Origin of the sequence: Paenibacillus sp. oral taxon 786 str. D14 (genome assembly GCF_000159955.1) — a bacterium.
Taxonomy (GTDB): Bacteria; Bacillota; Bacilli; order Paenibacillales; family Paenibacillaceae; genus Fontibacillus; species Fontibacillus phoenicis.
This window is the reverse complement of record NZ_GG695972.1, coordinates 169892-196844: the sequence shown is the minus strand read 5'-3', so window position 1 is coordinate 196844 and position 26953 is coordinate 169892. Positions and strand designations below refer to the sequence as shown.

Here is a 26953-nt window from a genome sequence, read left to right as displayed (position 1 = left end):
AAATAAATTCATCGCCCCAAAACGGGCAAATAACGCTTCTGGAGTCCGTTAGCTTGGAACTATCACTAAAGGAGATGGACCTTTCATGAAACTGGGAGTCAGTTCATACAGCCTCTATCAAGCGATGCAGGCCGGATCGATGACGCTGCTGGAGGTCATCGATTGGGTCGCCGACATCGGCGGCGAGCATATCGAAATCGTGCCGCTGGGGTTTAACTTCAACGACGATCCGGGTCTCATCGAGCGGATCCGCGAGCGCGCGGTACAGGCCGGCATCGTCGTGTCCAACTATGCGATCGGCGCCAACTTCATCGTCGACTCGGAAGAGGCTTATGCGGCAGAGATCGCCCGCGTCAAACGCGAGGTCGACCATGCCCATGCGCTTGGCGTCAAGCTGATGCGGCATGACGTCGCCTCCCGGCAGGACACCTCGATTATCCGGTTCCAGGAGGACCTGCCGCGGATCGCGAACGCCTGCCGGGAAATCGCCGATTACGCCGCACAGTACGGCATCACAACCAGCCTGGAAAACCATGGCTACTACGTGCAGGCCACTGACCGGGTGCAAGCGGTGATCCATGCCGTCGACCGGCCAAACTACAAGACGACGCTTGACGTCGGCAACTTCGTTTGCGTTGATGAGAACCCCGTCGTCGCCGTGAAAAAGAACATCGGCTACGCCTCAATGGTCCACGTCAAGGACTTCTACATCCGGCCCGAAAACCGCGACCCCGGCGCCGGCTGGTTCCGCAGCTCGGGCGGCCAGTACCTGCGCGGCGCCATCGCCGGCCAGGGCGATCTCGACCTGTGGGAGATCCTGCGCATCGTGAAGGCTTCCGGCTACGACGGCTACCTCTCCATTGAATACGAAGGCATGGAGGACTGCCGCCAAGGCACCCGCATCGCCTTCGACAACGTCCGGCGCATCTGGGACGAGGTATAGGCTCAACTCGAACTCCCCGGACACATCGCTCGATTTCGTATACAGTGTTGTGTCAGTAAGGTGAGGTATACTTTGGTATGCCTCATTTTTTATTAGTTTGTTTATGCTGGAGGGTGTAGCCCCTTGCTGTTCGGGAGCTTTTGCATGATTATCCCATTGAATCAGGTGACCACCTAGAGATCAACCATGGCCACTTCTAGCTCACCTTCTCTTGCCACCACCATCCCCATCCCCATCGCCCACACTCTCGCCTTTTCCCTGATCCCTTACCTCATCCCTTACTTCATCCCTAATCTCATCCCTAATCTCATCCCTAACCATACTCTTCCTTTGACCCTACCCTAATCATCGGTCCCCCATTTTCTTCACTCCCCCCTTCGTTTGCCTTCCACTACTCCTTCGTGCCTTCCACTCACCCTTCACCCTTCACTCGCCGTCCTCATCCTCCTTCCTCCTTCCTCTTTCTCTATCACCTCTCTGAACAAAAGGGATAATCGCGTAAAAAAGCCCCAAAGACAAAACAAAAAGGTTACCCCGCCATAACATAACAAGTTATGGCAGGATAACCTTTAATCCTTAACTTCCCGGTTCAGGTTCAAGCGTTCCCCTGATTATTACCGGCGAACTCCGATGGTTACGATCTCGCATGGGCCGGCTAGCAGGGACAAGCTGCCTGCTGCGTTCTTGGCCAGCGGTGCCGCTTCTTCTTCGAGAATCGTTGTTTTATAGAAATGCTCATGTGGGATGTTCAGGCCGAGCGTCAGCTCTGATGCTTGCTTGCTCATGTTGAACCAACGCAGCAGCAGGTCGCCGGTCGTCTCGTTCATTTTGAGCGAGGAGAATGCCATCTCTTGGCCTTCCCATTGGAACGGTGTATACGACGGGGACAAGGTTCCCTCGTGCATTTCCGTTTGGCTGAGCGTCCACGGAATCTGGAACTGGTAAGCTTCCGTAAACGCGCCGGACGCAATGCCGTCGCCGTTATGCGGAATCAGTTCCATCCGGGCGGTGTGCACGCCCAGGCACTGTGCTTCCGGCGTCGGGAACAAGCCCCAGTCGCCGAGCTCGCCCACAGAGCGGAGCAACGTCACGGCGATCGTGTTCCGGCCGTCGCGCAGCACTTCATATTCGTTTAAGCCAAGGTTGGCTACGGTCAGACCGGCCCCTTCACCGCTCACGTCCACGAACGCTTGCTGATGTTGGGTGTTGCTTGGGTTTTCCCACTCCGGTGCCGGTTCAATGCTCCGTTCGGCGATTTCAAACATCGAATCCACTTGATGGACCGATGCTTTCAGGTCAGTTGGGAACAAGGCACGGATGCGATGATCCTTCGCCGTGTTATCGATTGTCGTCTCGATGTGAACGCCTTTGCCGGCCGCCTCCAGCGAAATGACCGTACGCAGCTTCAGCGTCGTCAGCTTGCTGCTGCGCTGCGCTTTGCGGTGCGGATAGTAAACCAGCTCGCGCATTTCTTCGTCCAGCTTCTCATCAGCGGACGCCGGGATCTCCCAGTCATGGCAAATTTCCACGGAAGCGCGGTACGGTTCGTCCTCTACGATGCGGATTTGCGCAGCCAGTCCTTTCGTGGTCAGCGGCTTTTCGCCTTCCGGCTGTTTGTACATGTACTCGTTGCCGATATCGCCGGTGTCCTCATAGACGCCGAGATCACGGTACACTTGGCCCGTCGCTTTATCGGTCAATGTAAACGATCCGTCTTCGGCAATTTCCACCTTCAGGTTCTCGTTCTCCATGACCCGGTTGCCCGTGAACAACGAGGTCGGCTTGGTGGCAGCTGCCGCCGATTTCCGACGCACCCACGCATAGGTGCGCAGACCCAGCGCAGCCACATCGGAAGCCTGGAACGTCAGCTTGACGCGGCGGCACATGTACGGCTGACGGAACTTGTCGTCCGGCAAATCATAGCCGAACAGCAGCCCGAGATCCTCCACCGTGCAAGGCACCGTGTTCCCCTGCTCGTCGACCAGCTCGCGGCCTGACAGGTCGACCGCCTTCATGCGGCGGCCGGTCTCCTCGAGGCCGAGGCCGTCGCGCAAATACAGGCGGGCAGCGTCCAGCTCGATGGACACTGTGCCCGTGCGGCTCCAGCCGGTCGTGTTAAACACGACCAGCGGCAGCGGGTCTTCGCCATACTGGGCGAAGACGGAGGTGTTCACCGCATCCGCGATCACCCGCTTGCTGTCGTCGATGAGCGCCTCAGCAACGTGGCGGCTCTTCGCGAAGCGGGTGACCATCTCGCGGTGAACCTCGTCTACGCTGCATCCGCAAATGCTGTCGTGCGGATGGTTTTGCATCAAGGTTTTCCACGCATACGTAAACAGGTGATGCGGGTAATCCTTCCCGAGCAGATTCGCGATCGAGGCGAGCGGCTCGGCGACTTTTTCCAGCAAGGCCTGGCCGACCTGGTTCATCTGCTTCAGATACACGCGCGAGGAGGCGGTGTTCACCAGCGTCCCCCAACCGTCGGTGCGCTGGCTGCGCAGCTCGCCCTTGACGGTGGACAGCTCGCGGCCTTCCAGCGCCGCTTCCAGCTCGCGCAAATAATCCGGGAAGTTCGAATGGATGAACTTCGTGTCCGGGTACAGCTTCTCCGCCGTACGAATCGCTTCCGGCAGGTCCAGTTGCAGCGGCTGATGGTCGCAGCCGTTCATGAAGAGCAGCTCGCCGGTGGCTGCGTATTTCTCCGCATCCGCCAGCTTGCGATCCCAGAACGCCTTCGCTTCCGCTTCGTCCACCGGCACCTCATTGCCGTTGGAATACCAGTTGGCGAACAGGATCCCCAGCACCTTGGAGCCGTCCGGTCCTTCCCAGATCAGCTCTGAGAAGGAGGACTCATACCCGCCGTCGGATACGGTATTGTTGAAGCCGGTCGGCTTCACGCCGCGGCCAAAAAAGGCGTTACGAATCCCGGATTGCAACATCAATTGCGGGATTTGCCCGACGAGGCCGAAGGTGTCGGGGAAATAGCCGATCTTCGCGGGCGCACCGTATTTTAACGCGTCCTGATGGCCGATTTGCATGTTGCGGATATTCGCTTCTCCGCTCGTTAGGAACGCATCCTGCAAAATGTACCAAGGTCCGATGAGGATGCGGCCTTCGCGGATGTATTTTTCCAGACGCTCCTTGTTCTCCGGTCGTACTTGCAAGTAATCTTCGATGATGATCGTTTGACCGTCGAGATAAAAGCTGCGGAACGCCGAATCGCCGTCCAGCTTATCGAGCAGCGCATCCACCAGCTCAACCAGACGAACGTGATGCTTCTCGTACGGCAAATACCATTCCCGGTCCCAGTGCGTATGGGAGATGATATGGGCCGTTCTTTGCTTGCTCATTTCTCTAACCCCCGCTTTCCTCCGTGGTTTGTAATTTTGTAGATGAGCTTTTGTTCCTCACGCTTCTGTCTCCAGCGGATATTCTTCCATGTACTTCAGCAGCTCGTCCACGGTAGTGAAGGCCAGGCCGGTAACTGTATCCGCACAGCCGTAGTAGATCGCGATCCGGCCGGTTTCGGCGTCAGTCAAAGCGGCGCAAGGGAACGTCACGTTTGGCACGTCGCCGACGCATTCGTACAGCTCTTCTGGACCGAGGATATAGTTACGCGAACGCGCTTTGACGATCCACGGTTTGTCGATGTCCAGCAGGGCGCAGCCCATGCGGTAAACGAAGCCGTTGCAGGTATTGATGACGCCGTGGTAGATCAGCAGCCAGCCTTGGTCGGTTTCGATCGGAACCGGTCCTGGGCCGATTTTTTTCGATTGCCATGCAGAAGCATCGCCGTTAATCGTACCCATCACATAGCGATGTTTGCCCCAGAAGGTCAGGTCTGGGCTTTCGCTGTAGAAAATATCGCCAAACGGCGTGTGGCCCGTGTCACTTGGGCGGCTGAGCATCGCGTAACGTTCACCGATCTTGCGCGGGAACAGCACACCATTGCGATTGTACGGCAAAAAGGCGTTTTCCAGCTGATGGAACGTCTTGAAGTCCGTCGTGTACGCAATACCGATCGTTGGGCCATGGTAGCCGTTACACCAGGTGATGTAGTAGCGGTCGCCGATTTTGCAGACGCGCGGGTCGTAGCGGTATTCCCGTTTGGTCACTTCCTCGTCGCCTTCGAATTGGATTGGCTCGTGGTTGATTTTCCAGTTGATGCCGTCGTCACTGAATCCTGCAAAAATATCCATGCTGACCGAACGCGAATCGCAGCGGAACACACCGGCAAATCCGCCTTCAAAAGGCACGACCGCGGAGTTAAACACGCTGTTGGAGTTCGGGATCGCATGACGCTCTATGATTGGGTTTTGAGAGTAACGCCATACCGGGGCATTCGAGCCGGCCGGTTTGTCTTGCCAAGGGATATTTTTTAAAGGTTCGCCGATAATTTTGCTCATGGTCAAGTCTCCTTTGAGATATGTGGGATATGAATTGGGGGCGCGTTCGCATCCTAACGGACACTTTCAGCGCCGCTTGCAGATCGATGCGTTACAATATACCTTCCTGCATCGCCTGGTACACCAGCTGCGAGAACAAGCTGTTCGACCAAGCGAACCATTTGCGCGTAAACGTATTTGGATCGTCGGCGTGGAAGCCTTCATGCATGTAGCCGGTTCCGGCGTCGGTCGCCTCCAGCATTGCGATCATTTCCAGCTTCTCTTCCTTCGTTTGCGCGGTGAGCCCCTGCATCGACAAGGCCATATGCCAGATGTAATTCTCTGGTGTATGCGGGCTGCCGATGCCTTTGGCTGCTTTACCTTCGAAGTAGAACGGATTCTCTTTGCTCAGGGCAAAACGCCGTGTATTTTGATAAATCGGATCGTCTGCGCTAACGTAGCCCAGGTACGGAATGGACATGAGGCCCGGCGTGCCGGCGTCATCCATCAAGCAGTAGTTGCCAAAGCCGTCGGTTTCGTAGGCGTAAATCGGACCGAATTCCGGATGGCGGTAGATCCCGTACAGCTTAATGCCGTGGTCAACCTCAAACTCCAGTTCCTTCAGTTCGGCCAGGAAGTCCATGTCGCGGAAGACCCACTCGGCGAATTCCTGCATTTGACGCAGCGCCACAACCGCAAACATGTTGCCCGGAATGTTGTAATGGAAATCGCAGGCGTCGTCGCTGGAACGGAAGCCCGACCAGATCATTCCCGTATAGTTCACCGGCATGCCCATTCCGTTGTTCCGCAAGGAATCGGTAGGGATTCCGTTGTTGCGGGTAAAGCGATATGGCGATTTCTCGAAGTGATGCTGCTCGGTTTTGAACACTTCGTAGATTTTCCGCATTGCGGATTTAAAGCCGGCATCAAAAATATCGGTCTGCTCCGTTTCCTTCCAATACGTGTAGGCCAAGCGGACCACGAAGCACAAGGAGTCGATTTCGAATTTGCGCTCCCACACCCATGGGGACATCTCGGTCACGTCAGTTGTATTCCAGTGCCAGTCGTTGGCCGACTCGTTAAATGCGTTCGCGTACGGATCGATATGAACATAATGAATATGGCGTTTGATCAGTCCGCTGATGATCCGCTGCAAATCGGGATCGTTCTTGGCGAACGGCACATAGTGGATTACTTGCTCCACGGAATCGCGCAGCCAAGAAGCCGGGATGTCTCCGGTGATGACGAAGGTGGTTCCGTCGTCCATCAGCTTGGTTGTCGTCTCGAGCGTGTTCGGAAAACAATTCTTGAACAGCTGCAGCAATTTCGGACGATGCGCCAGTTTCGTTTCGGCCTCGGCCAGTACATCCTTAATGGATTGCGGCAATTCCAGCGGCGGCATCGGTATTTTCGGGAGTCTAAATTGTTCCATGAGCTTGTCTTCTCGCTCCTTTATAGGTCATTTCATTTGGCTTCGTTTCGTTTCGCTTCTATGATCTTGAGGGCGGTTGGGCTGGCGGGCGACGGGCAATCTGCAAATTAACGGTAAATCCTACTGTTAATTCGCCAGTTTCCCGCTAAATCGTTCATTTAACGGTAAATCGTACAGTTAATTTAGCCTCATTGGCCGAAGTCGGCGAAAATTCGTTAAATTAACGGTAGAAATTCCAGTTAAATTACATCCATCCTAAGAAAATGGCTGAATTAGCGGTACTTTTTCCAGTTAACAGTCTGATAGCTTTCCTGCCACCATTCCTGCTAACCTGCTAGCATTCCTGCTAACCTGCTAGCATTCCAGCTAACGTTCCCGTCAACTATCTTCTGACTATCTTGCTAACCATCCCGTTAACTTGCGAGCTGACTTCCCGCTGCCAACGTGCACCAACCCATCTTCACCCATTACTTCAACTTCAGCGTCTTAATTTCATACGGGGCAAAATCGAGCTCGATCCGCCCTCCGTCCGCCAGCGTAATCGGCTCCAGCTCCCGCTCCAAAGCGTCGGACCGGAACGCCGCCGAAACCGGCTCGTTCCAATTTAGCGCCACGCGTTCGCGGCCGCCTGCCGATTCGTACAGGCGCAGGATCACGCCGTCGCCGTCCTCGGCCAGTTTCACCGTGTCGAGCACCACGTGCTCGCCTGTAAACCCGAGCAACGCCCCGGTGGAAGGCAGCGAGCCTTCATGCGATTCTGCCGCCCATACTGCCGGCGCATGGTTGAGCTCTGCCGCCGCGCGCACCGTGTGCGCAGTCTGCCAGTCGCCTTGGTGCGGGTACAGCGAATACGTAAATTCATGCTCGCCCAGATCGGCGGTCACGTCCGGCCATTTTGGCGCCCGCAGCAGCGACAGGCGAATCGTGCTGCCTTGGATGTCGTAGCCGTATTTGCAGTCATTTAGCAGGCTGACGCCGTATCCGCGTTCGGAAACGTCGGCGAACCGGTGTCCGCACACCTCAAATTGCGCCTGCTCCCAGCTCGTATTGCGATGTGTTGGACGTTCCAGCGCCCCGAACGGAATTTCGTAAGTCGCTTTGTCCGTAACGAGGTCGATCGGGAACCCAACCTTCAGCAGCTTGTGAGCTTCGTTCCAATTCACCTTCGTTTGGAAATCAATCCGCTTGTTGTGATGATACAGAATCAGATCCTGCGTGATTTCCGATTGACCAATACTCCAGCGGAAGCGCAGTACGTCTTGGACGGGCCCGCTTGCAACCAGACCGCTCTCCAGCAATACAGCCTCGCCGGCCGGTTGCTGTTCATAGCGCGGGTCAATGTCCCAAGCATCCCACAGCGTAGGACGGTCGTGATAGAAGTGGAAGCGGTTTGCGCTTTCCCCGGATTTCACGATCTCCCGTCCGGCTTCCTTATCCCACAGGCTGACGATCTCGCCGCGGTCGTTAAATTTCAGGCGGTAGAACTCCGTTTCCCACTCGCCTTGGAACGCTTGGCTTCCGTCCAGGGAATCCGCCTTAGTTCGGGCAACTGCTCCCGCTTCGTTCCGCAGCCAAATCGTCTTGTAGCCAAACGCCGGAACCTCCGGCACGCGGACCCAAGCCGCGGTTTCTCCGCCAAGATCCGTCCGCACATCCAGTTCAAGCCGTGTCCCCTGCTCGTCGTATGCAGCCGCGCCGCTCCGATAAGCTTGTTCCGGAAGGGACACGATCACATCGCGCGTCCAGCCTAGGCTGTTAAAGACGATGTACGGCGTACCTTCGCCCGTGGTCGATACCCGTTCAGCCAAAGTCGTCAGGCCCTGACGCAGCCCGGCGTTTCCTTTCTCAAAAATCTCTCCATATTCTTTCGTCGATGTCTCGTACGCTTCGGTAATCGCCGAACCCGGAATGATGTCGTGGAACTGGTTCAACAGGATCAGCTTCCAGCCCTCCTGCAGCGTTCTTTGCGCCTCGCGTTGCTGATCCTTCAGCATCGCCGGAGCGGCCAACGCGTTCCATAGCTCCGCCTCGCGGTACAGGATCTCCGCTTTGCGATTGCTGCGCTTGTTGCGCCCGTGGGTCGTATACGTCCCCCGGTGCAATTCAAGGTACAGGTCGCCGTGCCATGCCGGCAATTTCGGCTGCGCTGCTTCGATGCCAGCAAAGAACTCCGCTGCCGTGCTATATTCGCTTGCCGGCTGACCTACCATCAGATCAGCGCGGTGAATGTACTCCAGCATTTCACGGGTCACCCCGCCGCCGCCGTCGCCATGTCCGTAAAGCAGCATTTGCTCCGGATGGACCGCTTTTTGGCGATACGATTGCCAGTGATCGTGAACGTCCTTCGGCAACGTATTTTCATTTACGCCGTGGTTCAGATACGACAGCATTGGCGTACCGTCAATGCCGACCCAATGGAACAGGTCGTACGGGAATACGTTAGTGTCGTTCCAGCCAAGCTTGGTCGTCATAAAATAGCGAATCCCGCCATGCTTCAAAATTTGCGGCAATGATGCGCAATAACCAAACGTGTCTGGCAGCCATTCAATCTCCGAGGTGAAGCCGAACTCCTCCTGATAGAAACGTTGCCCGTACAGCATCTGCCGCATCAGCGATTCGCCGCTTGGCAGGTTCAAATCCGGCTCTACCCACATGCCGCCAACCAATTCCCAGCGCCCCTCCTTGATCCGTGCCTTCACCCGCTCGTACAACTCGGGGTCGTTCTCTTTCAGGAAGGCGAACAGCAGCGGTTGGCTTTGGGTGTAGCGGTATTCCGGGTATTCGCGCATCAGCGCATCAACCGTCGAGAACGTCCGGCTCGTCTTGCGCACCGTCTCCCGCACCGGCCACAGCCAGGCGATGTCGATATGCGACTGGCCGACCATGTGGATCAGGCCTTCGGCATTGCCGCCGATCGCCTTCACCCGCTCGGTGAGCCGCTGTTCCAGCTCGGTAATCGCTCCACCCTCGCGAATCGCTTCCTTGTCCAGCGCCACGAACCCGTCCATGGCGGCATACAGCGCCTCGATCAGGCGGGTGCGCCGAAAATCCTGTTCCGGCAGCAGCACCGTGGCATCGCGGACAACCGTTGCCGTATACATCAAGCTTTGCACCGGCCGGTTCACCAGTACCAGACGGCTGTCGATCCGCGAAATCGGCGGCTGAATCACCGCTTGTTGGTTCAGCGGATCCACCGGTTCAGGGATCGGGTCATACAGCTCGATTTCCAGCGAGAGCGGGCCTTGTCCCAACTCCTGCGGAAGCGTCACGAACGTATGGTTCCGGTCCAGGCCCTGGGCCGATTTGCCATTGATGCGCAGCAGCCCTTCGCCGCCGGAGGCAAAGATGAGGCCCACCTGCCCGCCGCGCCACCCTTTCGGAATCTCCAGCTGGGTACGGAAGAAATACGTGGTTCCCTGCGTGCTAGGGAAGCGCTCGAAGGCTTGTCCCTCCGAATATTCAGTTTCCTTCGTGTAGCTGCCGGGAACCTGGTATACGGAAGAAGTGATCTCCCACCCGCGCAGCTGGATTTGATCCAGCCACTGGGCTTCCGATAGTTCCCGGATAAAACGTCTGATGCGTTCCATATCAATTAATCCTCCCGCACAAAGAGATTGGCGCTCAGCGTATCATTTACGTTCTTGCCGACGTGCACCCGGAATTCGCCCGGCTCCACCACCGGTTTATAATTCTGGCCGATGTATTGCAGCTGCTCTGGACCGACCGTAAATTCCACGGTCTGGGTCTCGCCCGGTTGCAGGAATATTTTACGGAAGCCTTTCAACTCCTTCGCCGGCCGGGTTACCTTACTTGCAACATCGGTAATATACAGTTGAATGACTTCCGCACCAGCACGTTCGCCGACGTTCGTCACTTCAACCGTCACCTTCGTTGAGCCGTCCTTATTAATCGTATCGGACTCCAGCTTTAAATTGTTATAGGTGAATTCGGTATAGCTCAGTCCGTACCCAAACGGATAACGCGGCTGCGAATCGCCTTCCAGATACCGTTTGCCCCGCGAACGTTTGCCGTGGTAGTAGACCGGAACCTGTCCAACATGCTTTGGAATCGAGATCGTCAGACGTCCCGATGGATTCACGTCGCCGAAGAGGATGTCGGCGATCGCATGCCCGCCTTCTTGCCCCGGATACCAGGCTTCGAGGATCGCATCGGCGTGCTCGTCGATCCACGGCTCGGCAATCGGCCGTCCGTTGATATAAACCACCACGAGCGGCTTACCCAATTTATGAATTTCTTGAATCAGCTCCAGCTGTACGCCGGATAAGCTGAGGTTCATGCGGTCAATGCCTTCGCCGCAATCCATGTCGCTCTCCGCATTGTCGGTCACTTTGGAAGCGCCGGTGCGAAGGTCAATGGTCCCCTCGCCAAAGTCCCGTGCGCTTGAGCCACCCACGACCATAACCACCGTATCCGCCTTCTCCGCGCAAGACAACGCCACGTCAAAACCTTCCCGGGAATTGCCGTTGATCCGGCAGCCCGGCGCATACAGCACCCGTTCCGGCGTTTCAGCCAGCTTGCTGCGGATTCCGCCGAGCACGGTCGTAACCTTGGACCGCGGCTGTGGCGAGGTGTAGTCGCCCAGCTGGTTGTACCCCGCATCAGCGTTCGGCCCGATAACGGCGATGGTACCGGCGTCCGCCGACAGCGGCAGCACGCCGTCTTTGTTCTTGAGCAGCACAACGCCTTCGCTGGCCAGTTGCCGGGCCAGCTCCACATGTTCCGCGCTGCCAATCACCCGCTCGGCCCGCTCTGGGTCGGCGTACGGACGTTCAAACAGCCCGAGGCGGAATTTCAGCGTCAATACGCGGCGTACCGCGCGATCGAGCACTTCCTCCTCCAGCTGTCCCGACCGTACCGCCTCCACCAGATGCTTGCCGAACATCACGCCGGACATCTCCATATCGATGCCCGCGCGGATCGCTTGGATCGCCGCGTCCCGTCCGTCCTCTGCCACATCGTGGCCGGAGGCGAGCATGTCGATCGCGCCGCAGTCGGTGATGACCATGCCGTCAAACCCCCACTCGCCGCGCAGGACGCCGTCCAACAATTCCTCATTGGTCGTACATGGAACGCCGTCGATCTCGTTGTAGGCCGGCATGATCGAAGCCGCACCGGCTTCCACCGCCTTGCGGAACGGCAGCAGGTCGACCTCCAGCAGTTCGCGCCGTCCCATATGGACTGGGCCGGCATTTCGGCCGCCCTCGGAGCTGCCGTAGCCGACGAAGTGCTTCAGCGTAGCCGCCACGCTGTCCTCTCCGTCCAAGCTCTCCCCTTGCAAGCCTTCGACCGAAGCCACGGCCATTTCGCTGATCAAATAAGCGTCTTCGCCAAAGCATTCTTCGGTCCGGCCCCAGCGGGGATCACGCACAACGTCGAGGACTGGAGAATACGTGACCGCGCCGCCCTGGGCGCGCGTCTCCCGGGCCACCGCCCGGCACATCTCGCGATACAGCTCCACGTTCCAGGTGCTGCCGAGCGACAGCGGTACCGGAAACACCGTGGCGCCAATGGCCATATGGCCGTGCGAGCACTCTTCCCCGATCAGAATCGGGATGCCGAGGCGCGAGTTCTCGATGGCGTACCGCTGGATGGCGTTCACCGCCTCCGTACCTTCGCGCGGCGACAAGCCGGTTTCCAGCGTCACGCCCGTCCACGGATCGGCGCGCAGTACGCCGTATAACGAACCGACGCCGCCGTTTTTCACCTGCGCCTTAAACGCTTCGGTCAGCTTAATCTCTCCATCTTTATGCTCATAGGTCTGCCAGCCGAAGGGCTGAACCAGCTGGCCGGCCTTTTCTTCCAATGTCATCAGCCCGAGCAAATGCTCTACTCGTTCCGGGATGGGCTTCGAGCTGTCTTTATATAGCAACATCTCCACCTCGCTCCTTTCATTTTTCTCCTTGATTCCAAAAGAGTTCAAAAATGATTCAAACTAGAAAATTCACTTTTCAGCATCGAGAAGGTTGGATGAAGCTATATTTATTCTTTGACAGCGCCTACCGTAAGTCCTTGTACAAAATACCGTTGAAAGAACGGATATGCAAAAATAATTGGCAACGTTGCCAGCACGACCATCGCCATCCGCGAAGTGTCCTGCGGAATAGATTGCATCGCGGCCAAGCTAAGCGAAGTGTTCTGCGAGTTTTGCTGAATAAACGCAATACTCGATTCGATCCGCATCAGCATCGACTGCAGCGGCACCAAATTCGGATTGTCGATATACAGAAGTGCGTTAAACCAGTCGTTCCAGTAACCCAGCGTGCTGAACAAGCCGATCGTAGCAAGACCTGGGAGCGACAGCGGCAAGACGATCCGCAGGAAAATATAGAAATCGCCGGCACCGTCAATCCGCGCCGATTCAATAACTGCTTCAGGAACGCTTGTACTATAAAACGTACGTAAGATCATGATGTAGAACGCATTCATTGCAAGCGGCAAAATTAGCGCCCACAACGTATCTTTCAGACCCATCAGTTGGGATACCACCATATAGGTTGGAATCATCCCTCCGTTAAACAGCATGGTCACAATCGCAAATACGGAGAAAAATCTCCGGTACCGGAAGCTCTTCCGAGAAATCGCGTAAGCATAAAGCGCAATCATTGCCAAGCTAAGGATCGTACCTACCAGCGTGACAACGATCGTTACGCCATACGAACGAAGCAGAGAGTCGCCGCTCTCAAACACGAAGCGGTAAGCTTCGAGACTCCATTTGGCCGGCAGCAGCCGGTAACCGTCTGTTGCCAGCGTCTTCTCATCGGTAAAGGAAATAATCACAACAAAGATAAAGGGAAACACACACATAAACGAAAAAATACCGGCGATCAGGTGCAATACGGCGTTCCAGCCGCGAGAGACATGATGAAAATCTTTGCTTTTTCTAGCCATCTCCGCCATACCTTGACACTCCTTTCAGCTGTTTTAAAATAGGGCGCTGTCTTTATCCATTTTGCGCACGATGAAGTTAGAAACCATGACGAGAATAAAGCCTACCACCGATTGATAAAGACCGGCCGCCGTACTCATGCCGATTTCCCCGGTTGTTTTTAGACCGCGGTATACGTAAGTGTCGATGACGTTCGTGACTTGATAGAGCGTACCCGAATCTCTTGGCACTTGGTAGAATAAGCCGAAGTCGGCGTAGAAGATCCGCCCTACCGCCAGCAGTGTCATGATAATGATGATTGGGGAGAGCAGGGGAACCGTGATGTTGCGGATTTGCTGCCATTTGGTCGCACCGTCAATCATCGCCGCTTCATAAAGCGATTTGTCGATACCCATGATCGAAGCCAGGTAAACGACACTGTTGTAGCCGATCGTTTTCCATAGGTTGACGAATATCAAAATATAAGGCCAATATTTTGGCTCCGAATACCAGTTAATTCGCTCCACGCCAAACCAACCTAAAATCTGGTTAATCATCCCCCGGTCCATGCTCAGGAAGCTGAACGCAAAGTAGCCGACGATAACCCAGGAAAGGAAGTAGGGCAGGAACATCCCGGTTTGATACACTTTGGCCATGGTCTTGCCGACCAGCTCAGACAACAGAATCGCCATCGCCACGGAAAGGATGAGTCCAATGAAAATAAAAGCAAGGTTGTATAACAACGTGTTGCGGGTAATGGTAAAGGCATCGTTTGTACTGAACAGGAACTTGAAGTTTTCCCAACCTACCCACTCACTCCGCGCGATACTCGCCCAGAATCCGTCACGGCTGAAGCGGTATTGCTTAAACGCCGTAATCGTACCGACCAGCGGAAGGTACGAGAAGAAGAAAAACCAAACGGCACCCGGCAACACCATAAATAACATGACTTTATTCTTAAGCAGGTTTTTGAAAAATGCAGCCATGATGTTCCCCTCCTGTCGAAAAATAATGAAAAAGGATCGGGCGCAACTATCACCCGCCCGATCCCTCTCTATCTCTATAATGATTACTTGTTGTTTTCAGCTCTCCAGGCATCGAGCTGAGCTTGGGCTTCAGCAATCACCTTGTCCAGGCCTGCCTCTTTGAATTTTTTGATTGCTTTTGGCAGGTATTCCGCCGGATCAACCGTACCCGTCATCAACGAGGACCAGAATTGCTCTTTTACGTTTTGTACAGCGGCCATTTCGGTAGCTACTTTCGTGCTGTCGAAGTTGAAGCTCAGGATTGGCGAATTCACGCCTTCTGCGTTAAACTTCTTGAATTGCTCCCATTTGTCGTCTGGGTCGTTGGCATTCAAGTACAGGAGCATGTTGTTACCCAAAGAGTACGAAGGCATGTCGTAGTTTTTCGATTCTGCCAGGTTTTCGTAGTGGGTGTCATCGATTTTCTTGTAGTGAACGCCTTCGATACCGGAGTCAACCATGTTGCGCAGCACCGGATCGGTGTTCAGCAGGTTCAGGAATTCCATTGCTTTCTCCGGATGTTCGGAGTTCGCGGAGATCGCCATGATCGAACCTTGTACGGAAGTGTTCGTGATAATCGCGTCACTTGCCGGTGTAGATACTACAGGGTAGCCGTAGCTTGCAGACCACAGGTTATCCGCCAGCGGCTGGGTTTGTGCACGGTCCATGAACCATTGACCGGAAGTCATCAGGTCGCTGGTAGAGCCAGTTGTAGCCGCTTCCGGAGCTACGTAACCTGCTTTATAGTACTTGTGCATCAAGTTCAGAGCTTCTTGCATTTCCGGCGTTTCCAGGATGTTTACGATTTTATAATCGGTCGTATCCAGTTTTACCGCCATCGGCAGGTTTTGAATAATGTAATCGTAAGGAACATACGGAACGTATTCTTTGTTCATTGCGAACGGCGTTACGCCCGGTTCATTTTCTTTAATCGTTTTCAACAATGGCTCGATGCTTTCCAAGGAACGAACGTTCGAGATGTCCAGGTTATACTTGTCCAAGAACGTTTTGTTGAAGCGCCATACTTCTTGTTGCGGAAGTTCTTTGTTCGCCGGGATCCCGTAGTTATGCCCGTCGACTTTGGAGCCTTCCAAGAACGCAGGGTCGATAGTGTTCTTCAGGTCTTGTCCATATTGCTCGAGCAGCTCGTCCAGTTGCAGGAACGCGCCTTTTCTAGCGTTTTGCACGTAGTCGAAACCACCTGCGGAAGTGAAGATGATATCCATCGGTTCACCGGAAGCGACGTTCACTTGCATCTTTTGTGCGTAGTCGCCCCAGTCGATCATTTTCATCGTAATTGTTGCATTGATTTTCTCTTTGGTGTACTTGCTGACTTCTTCCATTACGCGGTCTACGTCTTTTTGAGGCGTACCGATCGTGTACCAAATCAGGTTAACCGGTTCCTCCGAGTTGCCCGCTGCGGCTCCGCTGTTGCTGCCGCTGTCCGCGTTCTTGCTTCCGCCGCATGCGCTCAGAACAAGCACCATGGCCATCAGAGTGGCAAGGACGAAAGAAAAACTTCTTTTGCTTTTACTCATGCTGATCCTCCCTTTTGAATCTCTTTTGTTTTGTTCGACTAACCTAACCTTACCGAATGAAAGCCATTACAAAAAGAAGATAAACTTAAAAAATTAAGGTACAAATTAAAGAAAAGGACAATACCCCGGAACCAAGGAAAACCAACCGATTTAGGTGGTTAAAAATCTCCTTGCTCCAGGGTACCCTCCCCTATTCGATCTAATGCAGTGCCTTAAAGTCGGTGGGGGAGATCCCCACGTATTTCCGGAACTGCTTATAGAAATAACCGATCTCCCAGTAGCCCACGCTCCGCGCGATTTCGTGCACTTTGAGATTGGTATTTTTGAGTTGTTGCTTCGCCTTTTCGATCCGGTACTTGTTAATATACTCGGCAAAGGACATCCCCGTCTCCTTGTGAAATAACTGCCCGAGATACACCGGATGAATATGGTATTGCGCGCCCAGCGTTTTGAGCGACAGTTCGTCGGCGTAATGCGAGTCGATGTAGTTCAACACCTGATGCACCACCGGATTCTTAGCATCCTGTAGAAGCGAACCAACCGTCTCCTCCGCCAAATTTACGAGACTTTGGACCAGCTCTTGAAACGAATCACAGCGCTGGACACGTTGAAGCGTGTTCTTAAACAAGTCTGTCTCTTCCGTATATTTAATATGCTGAAGCTCCATTTTAAAGCGGACCACCAGTTCCAAGGCGATATTCTGCACATCCTCGGGACGAATGCCCTCCGTCTGCTTCAACCGCTCGAAATCTTGGCAAATCCGTTTTCTTAATCCATCCTTATCCTTCGCCAAAATCAACTTGGCGTAATCGTCCCAGCCTAGCGGATAGCCGCTCTCCAATACGCCGCCGGCGCGGGTACTCTCTAGCTGCTTGTATTCCATCGTCCGCCGTTCCGGATAAATCAAGTAATATTCAAGGGCACGCTTGGCTTGCTTATAGCTGAGAGATGCCGCTTCAGGCAACCGTCCCACATTACCTACGCCCATTTGAATCGTCTGGTTCATGACTGACAATTCCAGGGACAGATGCTCCATCAGTTCGGCAAAAGTCCGCTTCTCCTCTGCCCCGGCAGGAAGGGAAGCCACGATTCCAATATCGCCATCTACATCGTGGAATAGGGTGATTCCCCGCCACGCCTTGAGGTAACGTTCAGCGCGATCAAATACTTCGGCCGAGTTGCCTTCGGTGCGCAGCATCGCCACCGCAACATAAGGCCCCTGCAAATGCAAGCCCAGCAGCTCGGCTCGCTCCTCGAATTCCGCAGCCGCCATCTGCCCGTTCAGCCAGCGGTAAAGCGTGTTGTCCTTCAGGATTTGGATATCATAGGCGTCGTAGAGTCCGTTTGTATCCACGCTGTCCAGCTTCTGCACCGTGTTGCGCAGCGTCGATTCCATCTCCTCAACATTAATCGGCTTCAGCAGGTAGTTTTCAATGCCAAGCTTCATGCCCTCTTTGAGGTAATCAAACTCGTTAAATCCGCTCAAAATAATGACCTTCAATTCCTTGTGCAGCTTCCGCGCCTCGGAAATCAGCGTTAACCCGTTCATGACCGGCATGGAGATGTCCGTGATTAATACATCCACCGGCTTCGTAGCAAGGGCGTCCAGCGCCTGCTGGCCGTTCTCTGCGTGTCCGACAATTTCCAAGCCAAACTGCGGCCAGTCCACGATATCGTATAAGCCTTCGATGATGAACGGTTCGTCATCGACGATAAATACCTTATACATCTTCCCCCTCCATTCCTTCCCGATTCGGAAAACGAACTGTGATGGTTGTCCCGGTGCCGGGCGTGCTCTCGATCTTGATTCCGTAGTCCGGGCCGTACAGGAAACGCAGCCGCGAATGTACGCTGCGAAGTCCAAACATTTGCCCGGTTTCTTCTTCCCGCTCCAGCTCCCGATGGATTTCCGCCAGCCGGTCGGGATCGATTCCCTTCCCGTTATCCTTGACCACGGCCACCAGCGAATCCCCGTCTTCCCGCACCTCGATCTTAATCCGGTTGTCGCTTTGGTCGGTTTGGATGCCGTGGACGATATAGTTCTCCACGATAGGCTGCAGGGACAAACGGACGATCGCTTTGCCCAGAAGCGAAGGGTCGGCTTGAATCTCATAGCTAAAGCGATCCCGGTAACGGATACGGAACAACTCTAGATATAATCGGCAAGCTTCCAGTTCGTCCTTAAGGGTGTAGTTCTTCTTTTGCTGCACCATGCTTTTGAACAGGACGGACAAGCTGTAGATCATCTCGCCCACATCTTTCGCGCCTTGGGAAACGGCCCGCATCCGGATAACCTCCAGCGTATTGTACAGGAAGTGCGGATTGATCCGCGCCTGCAACGCAACGAGCTCGGTTTGCTGCTGCTTAATCTCCGCTTTGAACACCCGGTCGATGTATACATTCAGCTCGTCCAGCATGTCATTAAAGCTCTTGGAGATCTGCCCCAGCTCGTCCTCCCGGAACTCGTCGATCCGTGCGGTGAGATCCCCGTTGCGAACTCTGCGGGTAAACCGAATAATATTTCGCGTGCGTTTGGCGAAATTGCTGATAAACAGCGCCGGGATCAGGATCGCAAACAAAATGCAAATGGAGCTGATGGTAAAGATCGTGTTGCGGAGTCCGTGATAAGTTTTGGCCAGCTCCTCTTTTGGAACGGTACTGAGTACGGTGTAACCTCCCTGGCTTTGCGTCAGCTTAGTGGCAATCAGCCCTTCACCCAGCACCCCGGTATCGTACATAGAATTAATTTGTTCGGCATACGGGTATTTCTGATCATAATAGGTTCCGGAGGAATCAAATAATACGCTGCCATCAGCGGACAGCACCAAGATGGATCCTTTGAGTTCATCTTCGTACATCGCGAGGCTGCCCCATACCTTGTCGGTATCGAAATACACGTCGAGCTGCCCGATGTTGCGAAGCGATTGCTTATTATTGATGGGGATGCGGACCGAATACATCGGGAGATCTGGCAGGCCCACCGTTTTGCGCACCCAGATGTTAGCGGCTCCCACGTTCACGCCTTCCTCCTGATACATCACATCAGGGATGAAGGATCGGGCCTGATTGGTAGGGATAATCTTAAATTGCTTATCGCTGCCAAAAACATATAACTGTTGCAGATCTGCGCTATATAACATCAAACTGCGAATGTCCGGATCGTCGTCGACCACGTTACGGAAATACAGAACGGTGTCGGTTGACGAATTATTTTCCGTATAAAAACGGTCCAAGCGGTAATTCACGTAATCCTGATACGGATGCTCCAAGAAAAAAGAAGTGTTCGAGGCCAACTCCTCGTCACGATAAATGCCCCGTACCATTGCCTGTACGGATTCGTATTTGCTGCCAATGTAATCGCTGACACTTTCGATTGCCCGCTTCTAAATGTCCAGTTGTCTCTGTACCGCGGACTCTGACATAAACATAAACATCAAATACGAAAAAGTAATAATCGTAACGATGGTGATGACTGAAAAAAACAAAAGAATCTTCATGAACAAATTGTTCTTGAAGTAATTGCGGTAGATGCTCCGGATGAACATGTCTTCCCTCCTCGCACAAGGTCAATTATACCATGCCTTTGGCACTGCATGGGTTTGCAGTTCTTGGCTCAGCAGCACCATATCCAAATTGAAAAACGCCTATTCCCCATGGGAACAGGCGTTTATGGGCAGATCCTTGTGCAAGCTTATCCGCGGAATTCCTGCAGCCCTTCGTTCAGCGAGCGGGTTGCTGCATAAACTTGCTGATACAGATTGAATAAGCGGGCGTACTTCTCCACATTAGCCGGGATCGGCTCATAGGTCTTCGCATACCCGATGAAGGCATCGGCGCATTCTTTCAAGCTGCCGAACCAGCCGCTGCCGACAGCAGCCATCATCGCCGCGCCCATCGCCGGGCCTTGCTCGTTCTTGAGCGCCACAACCGGCTTACCGAAAATATCGGCCTGCATTTGCAGCCAGACCGGATTCTTCGCGCCGCCGCCGATGGAAATCACGCGTTCAACCTCGATGCCGGCCGCGTCGAACAGATCAAACGACTCCTGCAGCGAGAAGGTGATGCCTTCCATTACCGCGCGGGCCAGATGCTCCCGGCGATGCGTGCCGGACAAGCCGATGAAGCTGCCGCGAATGACGCTGTCCGCATGCGGCGTGCGTTCCCCGACCAGATACGGGGTGAACAGCAGCCCTTCCGAACCCGGCGGAATGTCGCCCACCGGCTTCAGCAGCTCGTCAAAGCTAAGCTCCGGCGCCAGCGATTCCTTGAACCAGCTCAAGGAATACCCTGCGGCCAACGTCACGCCCATCGCGTAAAAAGCGCCCGGATGCGCATGGTTAAAGAAATGCACCTTGCCGGCAAAATCCTTGTTCTTGTCTTCTTCGTAGGTCAGCACCACGCCAGACGTACCCACGCTGCACAGCGCGTCACCTTTACGGACGATACCTGCGCCAACCGCGCCGCAGGCGTTGTCAGCGCCGCCGCCAAACACCTTCGTGCCAGCCGCCAGGCCGGACTCGGCGGCAAATTCCGGCAGCAGCGTGCCGGTAAACTCGGTGCTGCCCACAATCGGCGGGCAGAAGCCAGCCGGAAGCCCGAAGGCGGCAGCGATCTCCTCGCTCCACTTGCCTTCCGGCACGTTCAGCAGCAGCGTTCCCGCCGCGTCGGAGATTTCCATTTGCACTTGGCCGGTCATGCGGTAACGCAAATAATCCTTCGGCAGTACGAAACGCGCGGCTTTGGCAAACAACTCCGGCTCATGCTCCTGCACCCAAAGGATTTTTGGCAACGTAAACCCTTCCAACGCAGCGTTGCGCGTAATGTCGAGCAGCTTGTCGCCCAGCTTCGCTTCAATTTGACGGCATTGCTTTGTTGTCCGGGTATCGTTCCACAAAATCGCGTTGCGCAGCACGTTGTTCTGCTCATCAAGCAGCACTAAGCCGTGCATTTGACCGGAGAAGGAGACACCCTCGATGTCTTCGGCAGCTACGCCGCTTTCCTTCAGCAGCTGCTGCAAACAAGCAATCGTCCCTTTGACCCATTCCTCCGGATTTTGTTCGCTGTACCCCGGACGCTCTTGGATCAGCGGATAAGCTGCAGACGCCTCCCCGGCGATCTCGCCGTTTTGGTTCACGAGCAACGTCTTCACCGAGCTGGTCCCCAAATCGATGCCAATCACATACTTCATTGCGATACTCTCCCTTCGCATGTCCCCCAAAGGGGGCCTTATACCACAAAAAGGGACGGCAGGCGTCCCCTTTTGGATAGGTTGTTTAACAAGTGTCTCTCTACGCTTATTTCGTGCCGAAAATGTATTCGTTCAGGCGGGCTTTCACCAGTTCGAGATGGTTCGATTTGTTCACGATATGGCTGTGCTCCAGAGCATAAGCTTCCAGCGTTTTGAAGTTTGCTTTGCCGGACACGATATCCGCGCCGATGCCGGATTTGAAGCTAGCATAACGTTCTTCAATCAGGTTTTCGATGAAGTTGTCTTCGATCATTTTGCCGGCTACTTTCAAGCCTTTCGCGAAGGTGTCCATACCCGCAATATGAGCATAGAACAGGTCTTCCGGTTCGAAGGAAGTACGTCTTACCTTCGCGTCGAAGTTCACCCCGCCGGAGCCCAAGCCGCCGTTTTTCAGGATTTCATACATCGCCAGCGTTACGGCATACAGGTCTGTTGGGAATTCGTCGGTATCCCAGCCGAGCAGCATATCGCCTTGGTTCGCGTCGATCGAACCCAGCATGTTGTTGATGCGGGCTACGCGCAGCTCGTGTTCAAACGTATGGCCGGCCAGCGTCGCATGGTTTGCTTCCAGGTTCAGCTTGAAGTGGTCTTGCAAGCCGTATTTTTGCAGGAATGCAATTGTCGTAGCAGCATCGAAATCGTATTGGTGTTTCGTAGGCTCTTTTGGTTTCGGCTCGATCAGGAATTGACCTTTGAAGCCGATTTCTTTTGCATAATCGATGGCCATTTGGAAGAATCTCGCCAGGTTGTCGAGTTCCAGAGCCATATCTGTGTTCAGCAGGGACTCGTAACCTTCACGGCCGCCCCAGAATACATAGTTTTCAGCGCCCAGCTCAACAGCGGTTTCCAGACCTTTCTTCACTTGAGCTGCAGCATAAGCGAAGACGTCAGCATTGGAAGTCGTTGCAGCGCCATGTACGTAACGCGGGTTGGAGAACATGTTAGCTGTGTTCCAAAGCAGCTTCACGCCGGTTTGCTTCATGCCTTCTTTGATTTTAGCGACGATGACGTCCAGATTTTCATTGGATTCTTTAAGGGTCGCACCTTCTGGAGCAACGTCCACGTCATGGAAGCAAAAATACGGAGCGCCGAGTTTCTCCAGGAATTCAAAGTTAACTTCTACACGGGCTTTCGCCAGATCCATACCGCTTACCGTTTCCCAAGGACGAATCATGTTGCCTTGACCAAAAGGGTCGCTGCCGTTCATTGTCAACGTGTGCCAGTAAGCTACTGCGAAACGCAGATGCTCCTTCATTGTTTTGCCGAGTACAACTTCATTCTCGTTATAATGTTTAAATGCCAGCGGATTGTCGGAACCTGCGCCTTCATACTGAATTTTGCTAATGTTCTTGAAATAACTCACCACGAATTCCTCCCACCAGAGATTTAATTTAAGTAAGCCTTTACATCCTGTCGATTTTAAGTAGCATGCCCATTTACTAATGCGAGCATGCCGTCTACACCTAGATCGTATCACGTTCCACTTAGTTTGTCTAGTAAACTAACAAAGTTGTTGATTTTACCTGGGACGTTTATGTTATGATGCGTATAGACACAATTTTGCCATGCCGAGAGGCTTGGGTAGAACGAGGGAGTTTATATGAAAATCACAGGCGACCAACAGCTGATCAAAAAAATGAATAAAACGATCGTCCTGGATACGATTCGTCAGCGTCAACCCTTGTCTCGTGCGGATATCTCCGCTGCGATTGGCTTGAACAAGGCGACCGTATCGTCCCTCGTCTCCGAGTTGATCGACAGTCATCTGGTTACCGAGATCGGCCCCGGCGAATCCAGCGGCGGGCGGAAGCCGACATTACTGCTCTTCAACCGTAGTGCCGGGTATGCCATTGGCATCGACATCCGCGTCAATGATTTACTGGCTGTGCTGGTTGATCTGGAGGGCCACGTGCTTCAGGAAAAACTGGTGCCGCTTAGCGACTTCAGTCCGGAACACGTGCTGGAACAGATTCGCCAAACGATCCGCCAGTTTAAAGAGCAGCTGCCCGAATCCCCGTACGGGATCGTTGGGATCGGCATTGGCGTACCAGGGCTCGTCGACGACAAGAGCCGGGTGATCTCCGCGCCCAACCTGGACTGGAACAAAGTTGAATTATACGAACCGCTGGCCTCCGAGTTCGGGGCCAATCTTCATATTGATAACGAGGCCAATGCCGGCGCGATTGGCGAGAAGCTCTTTGGGGCCGGACGCGAGGCCCAAAATTTGATCTACCTCAGCATCGGCATCGGCATCGGTTCCGGCATTATCGTCGGCGGCGAGCTGTACCGCGGCACGTCGAATTTCTCCGGCGAGGTTGGTCATATGACCATCGCCGAGAACGGCCCGCTCTGCCGCTGCGGCAACCGCGGCTGCTGGGAGACGCTCGCCTCGGAGAAGGCGTTGCTTGACCGGGCCGCCAAGCTGTGGGGGGATAAGCACCCCGACTTGGAGGAGATGATTCAACTGGCCCACAGCGGCGATTCCCGGGCGATAGAGCTCCTGAATGAAATCGGTGCCCAGCTTGGCGTTGGATTGGCCAATTTGGTCAACATCCTCAATCCGGAGCTGATCGTTATCGGCAACCGTCTGTCGCTAGCCGGTGACCTCATCCAGGATGCGATGCTGCGCACCATCGAGAACCGCAGCTTATCCTACCACCGGAAGAAGTCCGGAGTCGCCTTCGCCAACTTAGGCATCCGATCGACAGCACTCGGCGCCGCCTCCATGCCGATTACTGCGTTTCTGAGTGAACCGGATCCCGTTCCTGTGCAAGAAAGCAGCTCAACGGCCGGTCTTTGATCCAAAAAGCAATAACCCGCAGCATCGTGTCTCTATTCCACGAGTCTGCGGGTTATTTTTATGTCATCTGATCAGGCCGGAAGCTTCGCAGCAAATCGCGCACCCCCCGCCTCCGGAAGCGGCTTGCTGATATAGTACCCCTGAATGATATCGCATTTCGCGCGGCGCACATGCTCCATTTGCTGCTCCGTCTCCACGCCTTCGGCAATGACCTGCAGCCATAGACACCTCCCTATGAGAAGATGTCTGACTGAACCTGTACTTATTTCGACGTACCGGAAGCATCCTCCGCATCCAAATACGGCTTGTTGGCAAAATAGTACATAAAGCCCATCAGCAGCACCCCGCCAACCAAATTGCCAAGCGTCACGGGAATCAGGTTGTGGAGAACGCCGCCAAACGAGATCGTGGCGGGATGGTCCAGCACCAAAGCGATGGCAAAGGTGCACATATTCGCAATACTATGTTCGTAGCCGGAGATAAAGAAGCAGAAGACGAACAGCATCATCGCAAACATCTTCGCCCCATCCCCTTGGAGCGCCATCGGAATGAAAAAAGCCAGACATACCAGCCAGTTACAAAGAATTGCGCGGAAGAACAATTCCGTGATTGGGGTAGTCATTTTATGTTCGACCACGCTCAGCAGGAAACTATTCACCGAAGCGTCGGCAAATAAGCCGGTCAAGTAAATCAATAAGGCGAATGCGGCTGCGCCCAGGATATTGCCGAGGTAGCTGAATACCCATAACTTGGTGACATCCAGCCATTTCAGCCGTTTTCTTAAAGCCGCGTATGTATAATAGAACGTATTTCCGGTAAATAGATCCCCGCCCCCGTATGCGATGAGGATAATCGCAGCGCCAAAGGTCACGGCGGCCATCGGATAGGTCAGCGGCGAATGCTCCAGGTAGAGGAAGTTCCCGCTCTTGAACGCAACGATCACCCCAAACCCGATAAACATGCTCGCCAGCATCGCTCTAGCAATATACCGGAGATGGCTTTGCATAAAGATTTTATATTTCTTGATTGCCAATTCCTCAACTTTTAACAGCGATTCTGTCTCCATAACGCCCCCCGTTTATTCATGCTTGGTGTTCGTTTGAGGTTAGCTTATCCCTCTTTGGTTACGGCCATCCATCATACACCATTTTCGTTTAAATCTAAAATAAACGGTATTACTGCTATTTACAAGCGATACGGATTTGTGCATAATAAAAATTAGGATTATGTGATAATGATTATCATTATTAATTCGGAGCTGGCCTGGTTTATCCAACGAACAACAGCGTAAGAGGAGAGAATGCCCATGAGATTGTTAGCCGCCCGCAGAAAGACAAGGCTGGACATCGATGACTACTTGGATCTGCTCAATCTTGCCGCCCATTTGGGCGACCGCCAGTGGCAAAAGGAGATAATCCGCAAGCTGGAAATGATGCAGTCCGAGGTAACCGACGTCAAGTAGTCAACCCTATTAAAATAAGTGCGAGCTTAGGGACCACCTAAGCTCGCTTTTTTTGCATCTTGTCAAGAGTTAAGCTCTTGCGGACAACTGCAGCCCTGCCTCGTCATTCTCCATGATTTCCGTAATCACCAAGTCCGTTTTGCGCATGAGATCAATTTCATAAGGTGATTTTACTTCTGAACCGTCCGCTTCCCGAATGATCTTCAGCGTCGGTCGGTGTACCAAGTTGGAATCCAAAGAGGTTACGACGCCTAACTGGCCGCTGCTAAGTTTTACGATGGAGGAAAGGGGGTAAATACTGATATGACGTAAATACTTCTGAATTAATTCGAGGCTGAAATAACGATCCCCTGCAGCGAGCAAATATTCAATCGCTTCGCCGGGAGTATAGGCCAGTCGGTAGTTCCGGCGAGAGATCAACGCGTGATAAGTGTCGGCAATCGCCACGATCTGGGCGTATTCATCGATTTCATGATGCTTGAGGCGGGAAGGATAGCCTGTCCCGTTATATCGCTCATGATGCTGCAGCGCACATAAGGCCGAACGCCTCGATACACCTTGCATCTCGCACATGATCTGGAAGCCTGCCTCCGGATGACGCCGCAACGCCTCACGATCGGCTCCGGTCAAGCTGCCGGGACGCCGGATGATGTGGGACGGCAGTTCCGTCATTCCGATATCAAACAGCAACGCACCTACACAAAGGTCGATCATTTCCGCACCGGAGTATTGACCCGCGATGCCAAGAATAGCGGAATACGCCGTGACATGAAAGGAATGATCAAGCAGGTAAGGATCGTTTTGCTGCAGACGAATCAAGCCGTCGAGCACTTGCTCATGACTGGTGATATCGTACAGGATGTTGCGGAACATCCGGCGAAACTGCTCATCCACGTGAGGAGTGGACAGGCGCCCCAATCCCAGATCGGAGTCAGCCAAACGGACCAGCATTTGCCGGATTTCCTTTCGTGCCTCGCGTTTCTCCTTGAGGTCTTGGAACTTCAACATCGAAGATTGCTTCTTCACATCGACCTCTTGGAAGGAACCATCCAATTCCTTGTTGCGGACGATCGCGGTTTGAATCCCCAGCTTCTTCAGACGAGCAATAAGGTTCTCCGTTAATGCAGTTCCCGCCCCAAGCATCGTCATCCCGTATTGATTCACTATTGGCTCGGCCAAGACATCACCGGGTTCGAGCAATCTGACATCAACCTGTCTCATGACATCACCTCTT

17 protein-coding genes and 1 pseudogene are annotated in these 26953 nt (G+C 53.9%); 3 read left to right on the top strand and 15 right to left on the bottom strand.

Going from position 1 to position 26953, the window contains the following annotated elements; all coding sequences use genetic code 11:
• Positions 1 to 85 precede the first annotated feature (85 nt).
• Positions 86 to 943: a sugar phosphate isomerase/epimerase family protein gene (locus POTG_RS05910; RefSeq protein WP_009223906.1), complete on the top strand. Its 858-nt coding sequence runs from the start codon at positions 86 to 88 to the stop codon at positions 941 to 943.
• A gap of 614 nt (positions 944 to 1557) precedes the next feature.
• On the opposite strand, the gene POTG_RS05905 is transcribed toward POTG_RS05910, so the two are convergent.
• The 12 genes and pseudogenes from POTG_RS05905 to xylA all read right to left on the bottom strand — a co-directional run bounded on the left by POTG_RS05905 (position 1558) and on the right by xylA (position 22820).
• The gene (locus POTG_RS05905; protein WP_009223905.1) at positions 1558 to 4293 is read right to left on the bottom strand and encodes an alpha-mannosidase; all 2736 of its coding nucleotides are present in this window, start codon (positions 4291 to 4293) and stop codon (positions 1558 to 1560) included.
• 57 nt (positions 4294 to 4350) lie between these two features.
• Positions 4351 to 5349, bottom strand: a complete 999-nt coding sequence (locus tag POTG_RS05900; protein ID WP_009223904.1) for a glycoside hydrolase family 130 protein — start codon at positions 5347 to 5349, stop codon at positions 4351 to 4353.
• Positions 5350 to 5440: 91 nt separating this feature from the next.
• Positions 5441 to 6760, bottom strand: coding sequence for a glycoside hydrolase family 125 protein (locus POTG_RS05895; protein ID WP_036644398.1), 1320 nt, complete (start codon positions 6758 to 6760; stop codon positions 5441 to 5443).
• A gap of 467 nt (positions 6761 to 7227) precedes the next feature.
• The gene (locus tag POTG_RS05890; protein ID WP_009223902.1) at positions 7228 to 10347 is read right to left on the bottom strand and encodes an alpha-mannosidase; all 3120 of its coding nucleotides are present in this window, start codon (positions 10345 to 10347) and stop codon (positions 7228 to 7230) included.
• A 5-nt stretch (positions 10348 to 10352) separates the two neighbouring features.
• A complete protein-coding gene (locus tag POTG_RS05885; RefSeq protein ID WP_036644396.1) occupies positions 10353 to 12653 on the bottom strand; it encodes a glycoside hydrolase family 3 N-terminal domain-containing protein in 2301 nt (766 codons plus the stop codon).
• Positions 12654 to 12760: 107 nt separating this feature from the next.
• Complete coding sequence (locus POTG_RS05880; RefSeq protein ID WP_009223900.1) at positions 12761 to 13678, bottom strand: carbohydrate ABC transporter permease; 918 nt, start codon at positions 13676 to 13678, stop codon at positions 12761 to 12763.
• A gap of 24 nt (positions 13679 to 13702) precedes the next feature.
• Positions 13703 to 14632, bottom strand: a complete 930-nt coding sequence (locus POTG_RS05875) for an ABC transporter permease (protein WP_009223899.1) — start codon at positions 14630 to 14632, stop codon at positions 13703 to 13705.
• An 83-nt stretch (positions 14633 to 14715) separates the two neighbouring features.
• Positions 14716 to 16209: an ABC transporter substrate-binding protein gene (locus tag POTG_RS05870; protein ID WP_009223898.1), complete on the bottom strand. Its 1494-nt coding sequence runs from the start codon at positions 16207 to 16209 to the stop codon at positions 14716 to 14718.
• A 199-nt stretch (positions 16210 to 16408) separates the two neighbouring features.
• The gene (locus tag POTG_RS05865) at positions 16409 to 17938 is read right to left on the bottom strand and encodes a response regulator transcription factor (RefSeq protein WP_009223897.1); all 1530 of its coding nucleotides are present in this window, start codon (positions 17936 to 17938) and stop codon (positions 16409 to 16411) included.
• A pseudogene (locus POTG_RS05860) lies at positions 17931 to 19754 on the bottom strand (sensor histidine kinase). Before POTG_RS05860 ends, POTG_RS05865 begins: the two are co-directional and overlap by 8 nt.
• Before the next feature lie 146 nt (positions 19755 to 19900).
• Positions 19901 to 21397: a xylulokinase gene (xylB, locus tag POTG_RS05855; protein ID WP_009223895.1), complete on the bottom strand. Its 1497-nt coding sequence runs from the start codon at positions 21395 to 21397 to the stop codon at positions 19901 to 19903.
• A 106-nt stretch (positions 21398 to 21503) separates the two neighbouring features.
• Complete coding sequence (xylA, locus tag POTG_RS05850; protein ID WP_036644393.1) at positions 21504 to 22820, bottom strand: xylose isomerase; 1317 nt, start codon at positions 22818 to 22820, stop codon at positions 21504 to 21506.
• A 237-nt stretch (positions 22821 to 23057) separates the two neighbouring features.
• Between xylA and POTG_RS05845 the strand changes: the two genes are divergently transcribed.
• Positions 23058 to 24257, top strand: a complete 1200-nt coding sequence (locus POTG_RS05845; RefSeq protein WP_009223893.1) for an ROK family protein — start codon at positions 23058 to 23060, stop codon at positions 24255 to 24257.
• Between the two features lie 71 nt (positions 24258 to 24328).
• Here the strand turns inward: POTG_RS05845 and POTG_RS24650 are convergent, their stop codons facing one another.
• Together POTG_RS24650 and POTG_RS05840 are read right to left on the bottom strand one after the other, a co-directional pair.
• Entirely contained in the window at positions 24329 to 24466 is a 138-nt protein-coding gene (locus POTG_RS24650; RefSeq protein WP_260071538.1) for an EAL domain-containing protein, read from the bottom strand.
• A 53-nt stretch (positions 24467 to 24519) separates the two neighbouring features.
• On the bottom strand, positions 24520 to 25323 hold the full coding sequence (locus POTG_RS05840; protein WP_009223891.1) for a formate/nitrite transporter family protein: 804 nt from the start codon (positions 25321 to 25323) through the stop codon (positions 24520 to 24522).
• A gap of 240 nt (positions 25324 to 25563) precedes the next feature.
• On the opposite strand from POTG_RS05840, the gene POTG_RS24225 reads away from it, so the two are divergent.
• On the top strand, positions 25564 to 25719 hold the full coding sequence (locus tag POTG_RS24225) for a hypothetical protein (protein WP_198136168.1): 156 nt from the start codon (positions 25564 to 25566) through the stop codon (positions 25717 to 25719).
• Between the two features lie 69 nt (positions 25720 to 25788).
• Here the strand turns inward: POTG_RS24225 and POTG_RS05835 are convergent, their stop codons facing one another.
• On the bottom strand, positions 25789 to 26940 hold the full coding sequence (locus POTG_RS05835; protein WP_050769702.1) for an HD-GYP domain-containing protein: 1152 nt from the start codon (positions 26938 to 26940) through the stop codon (positions 25789 to 25791).
• Between the last annotated feature and the right edge of the window lie 13 nt (positions 26941 to 26953).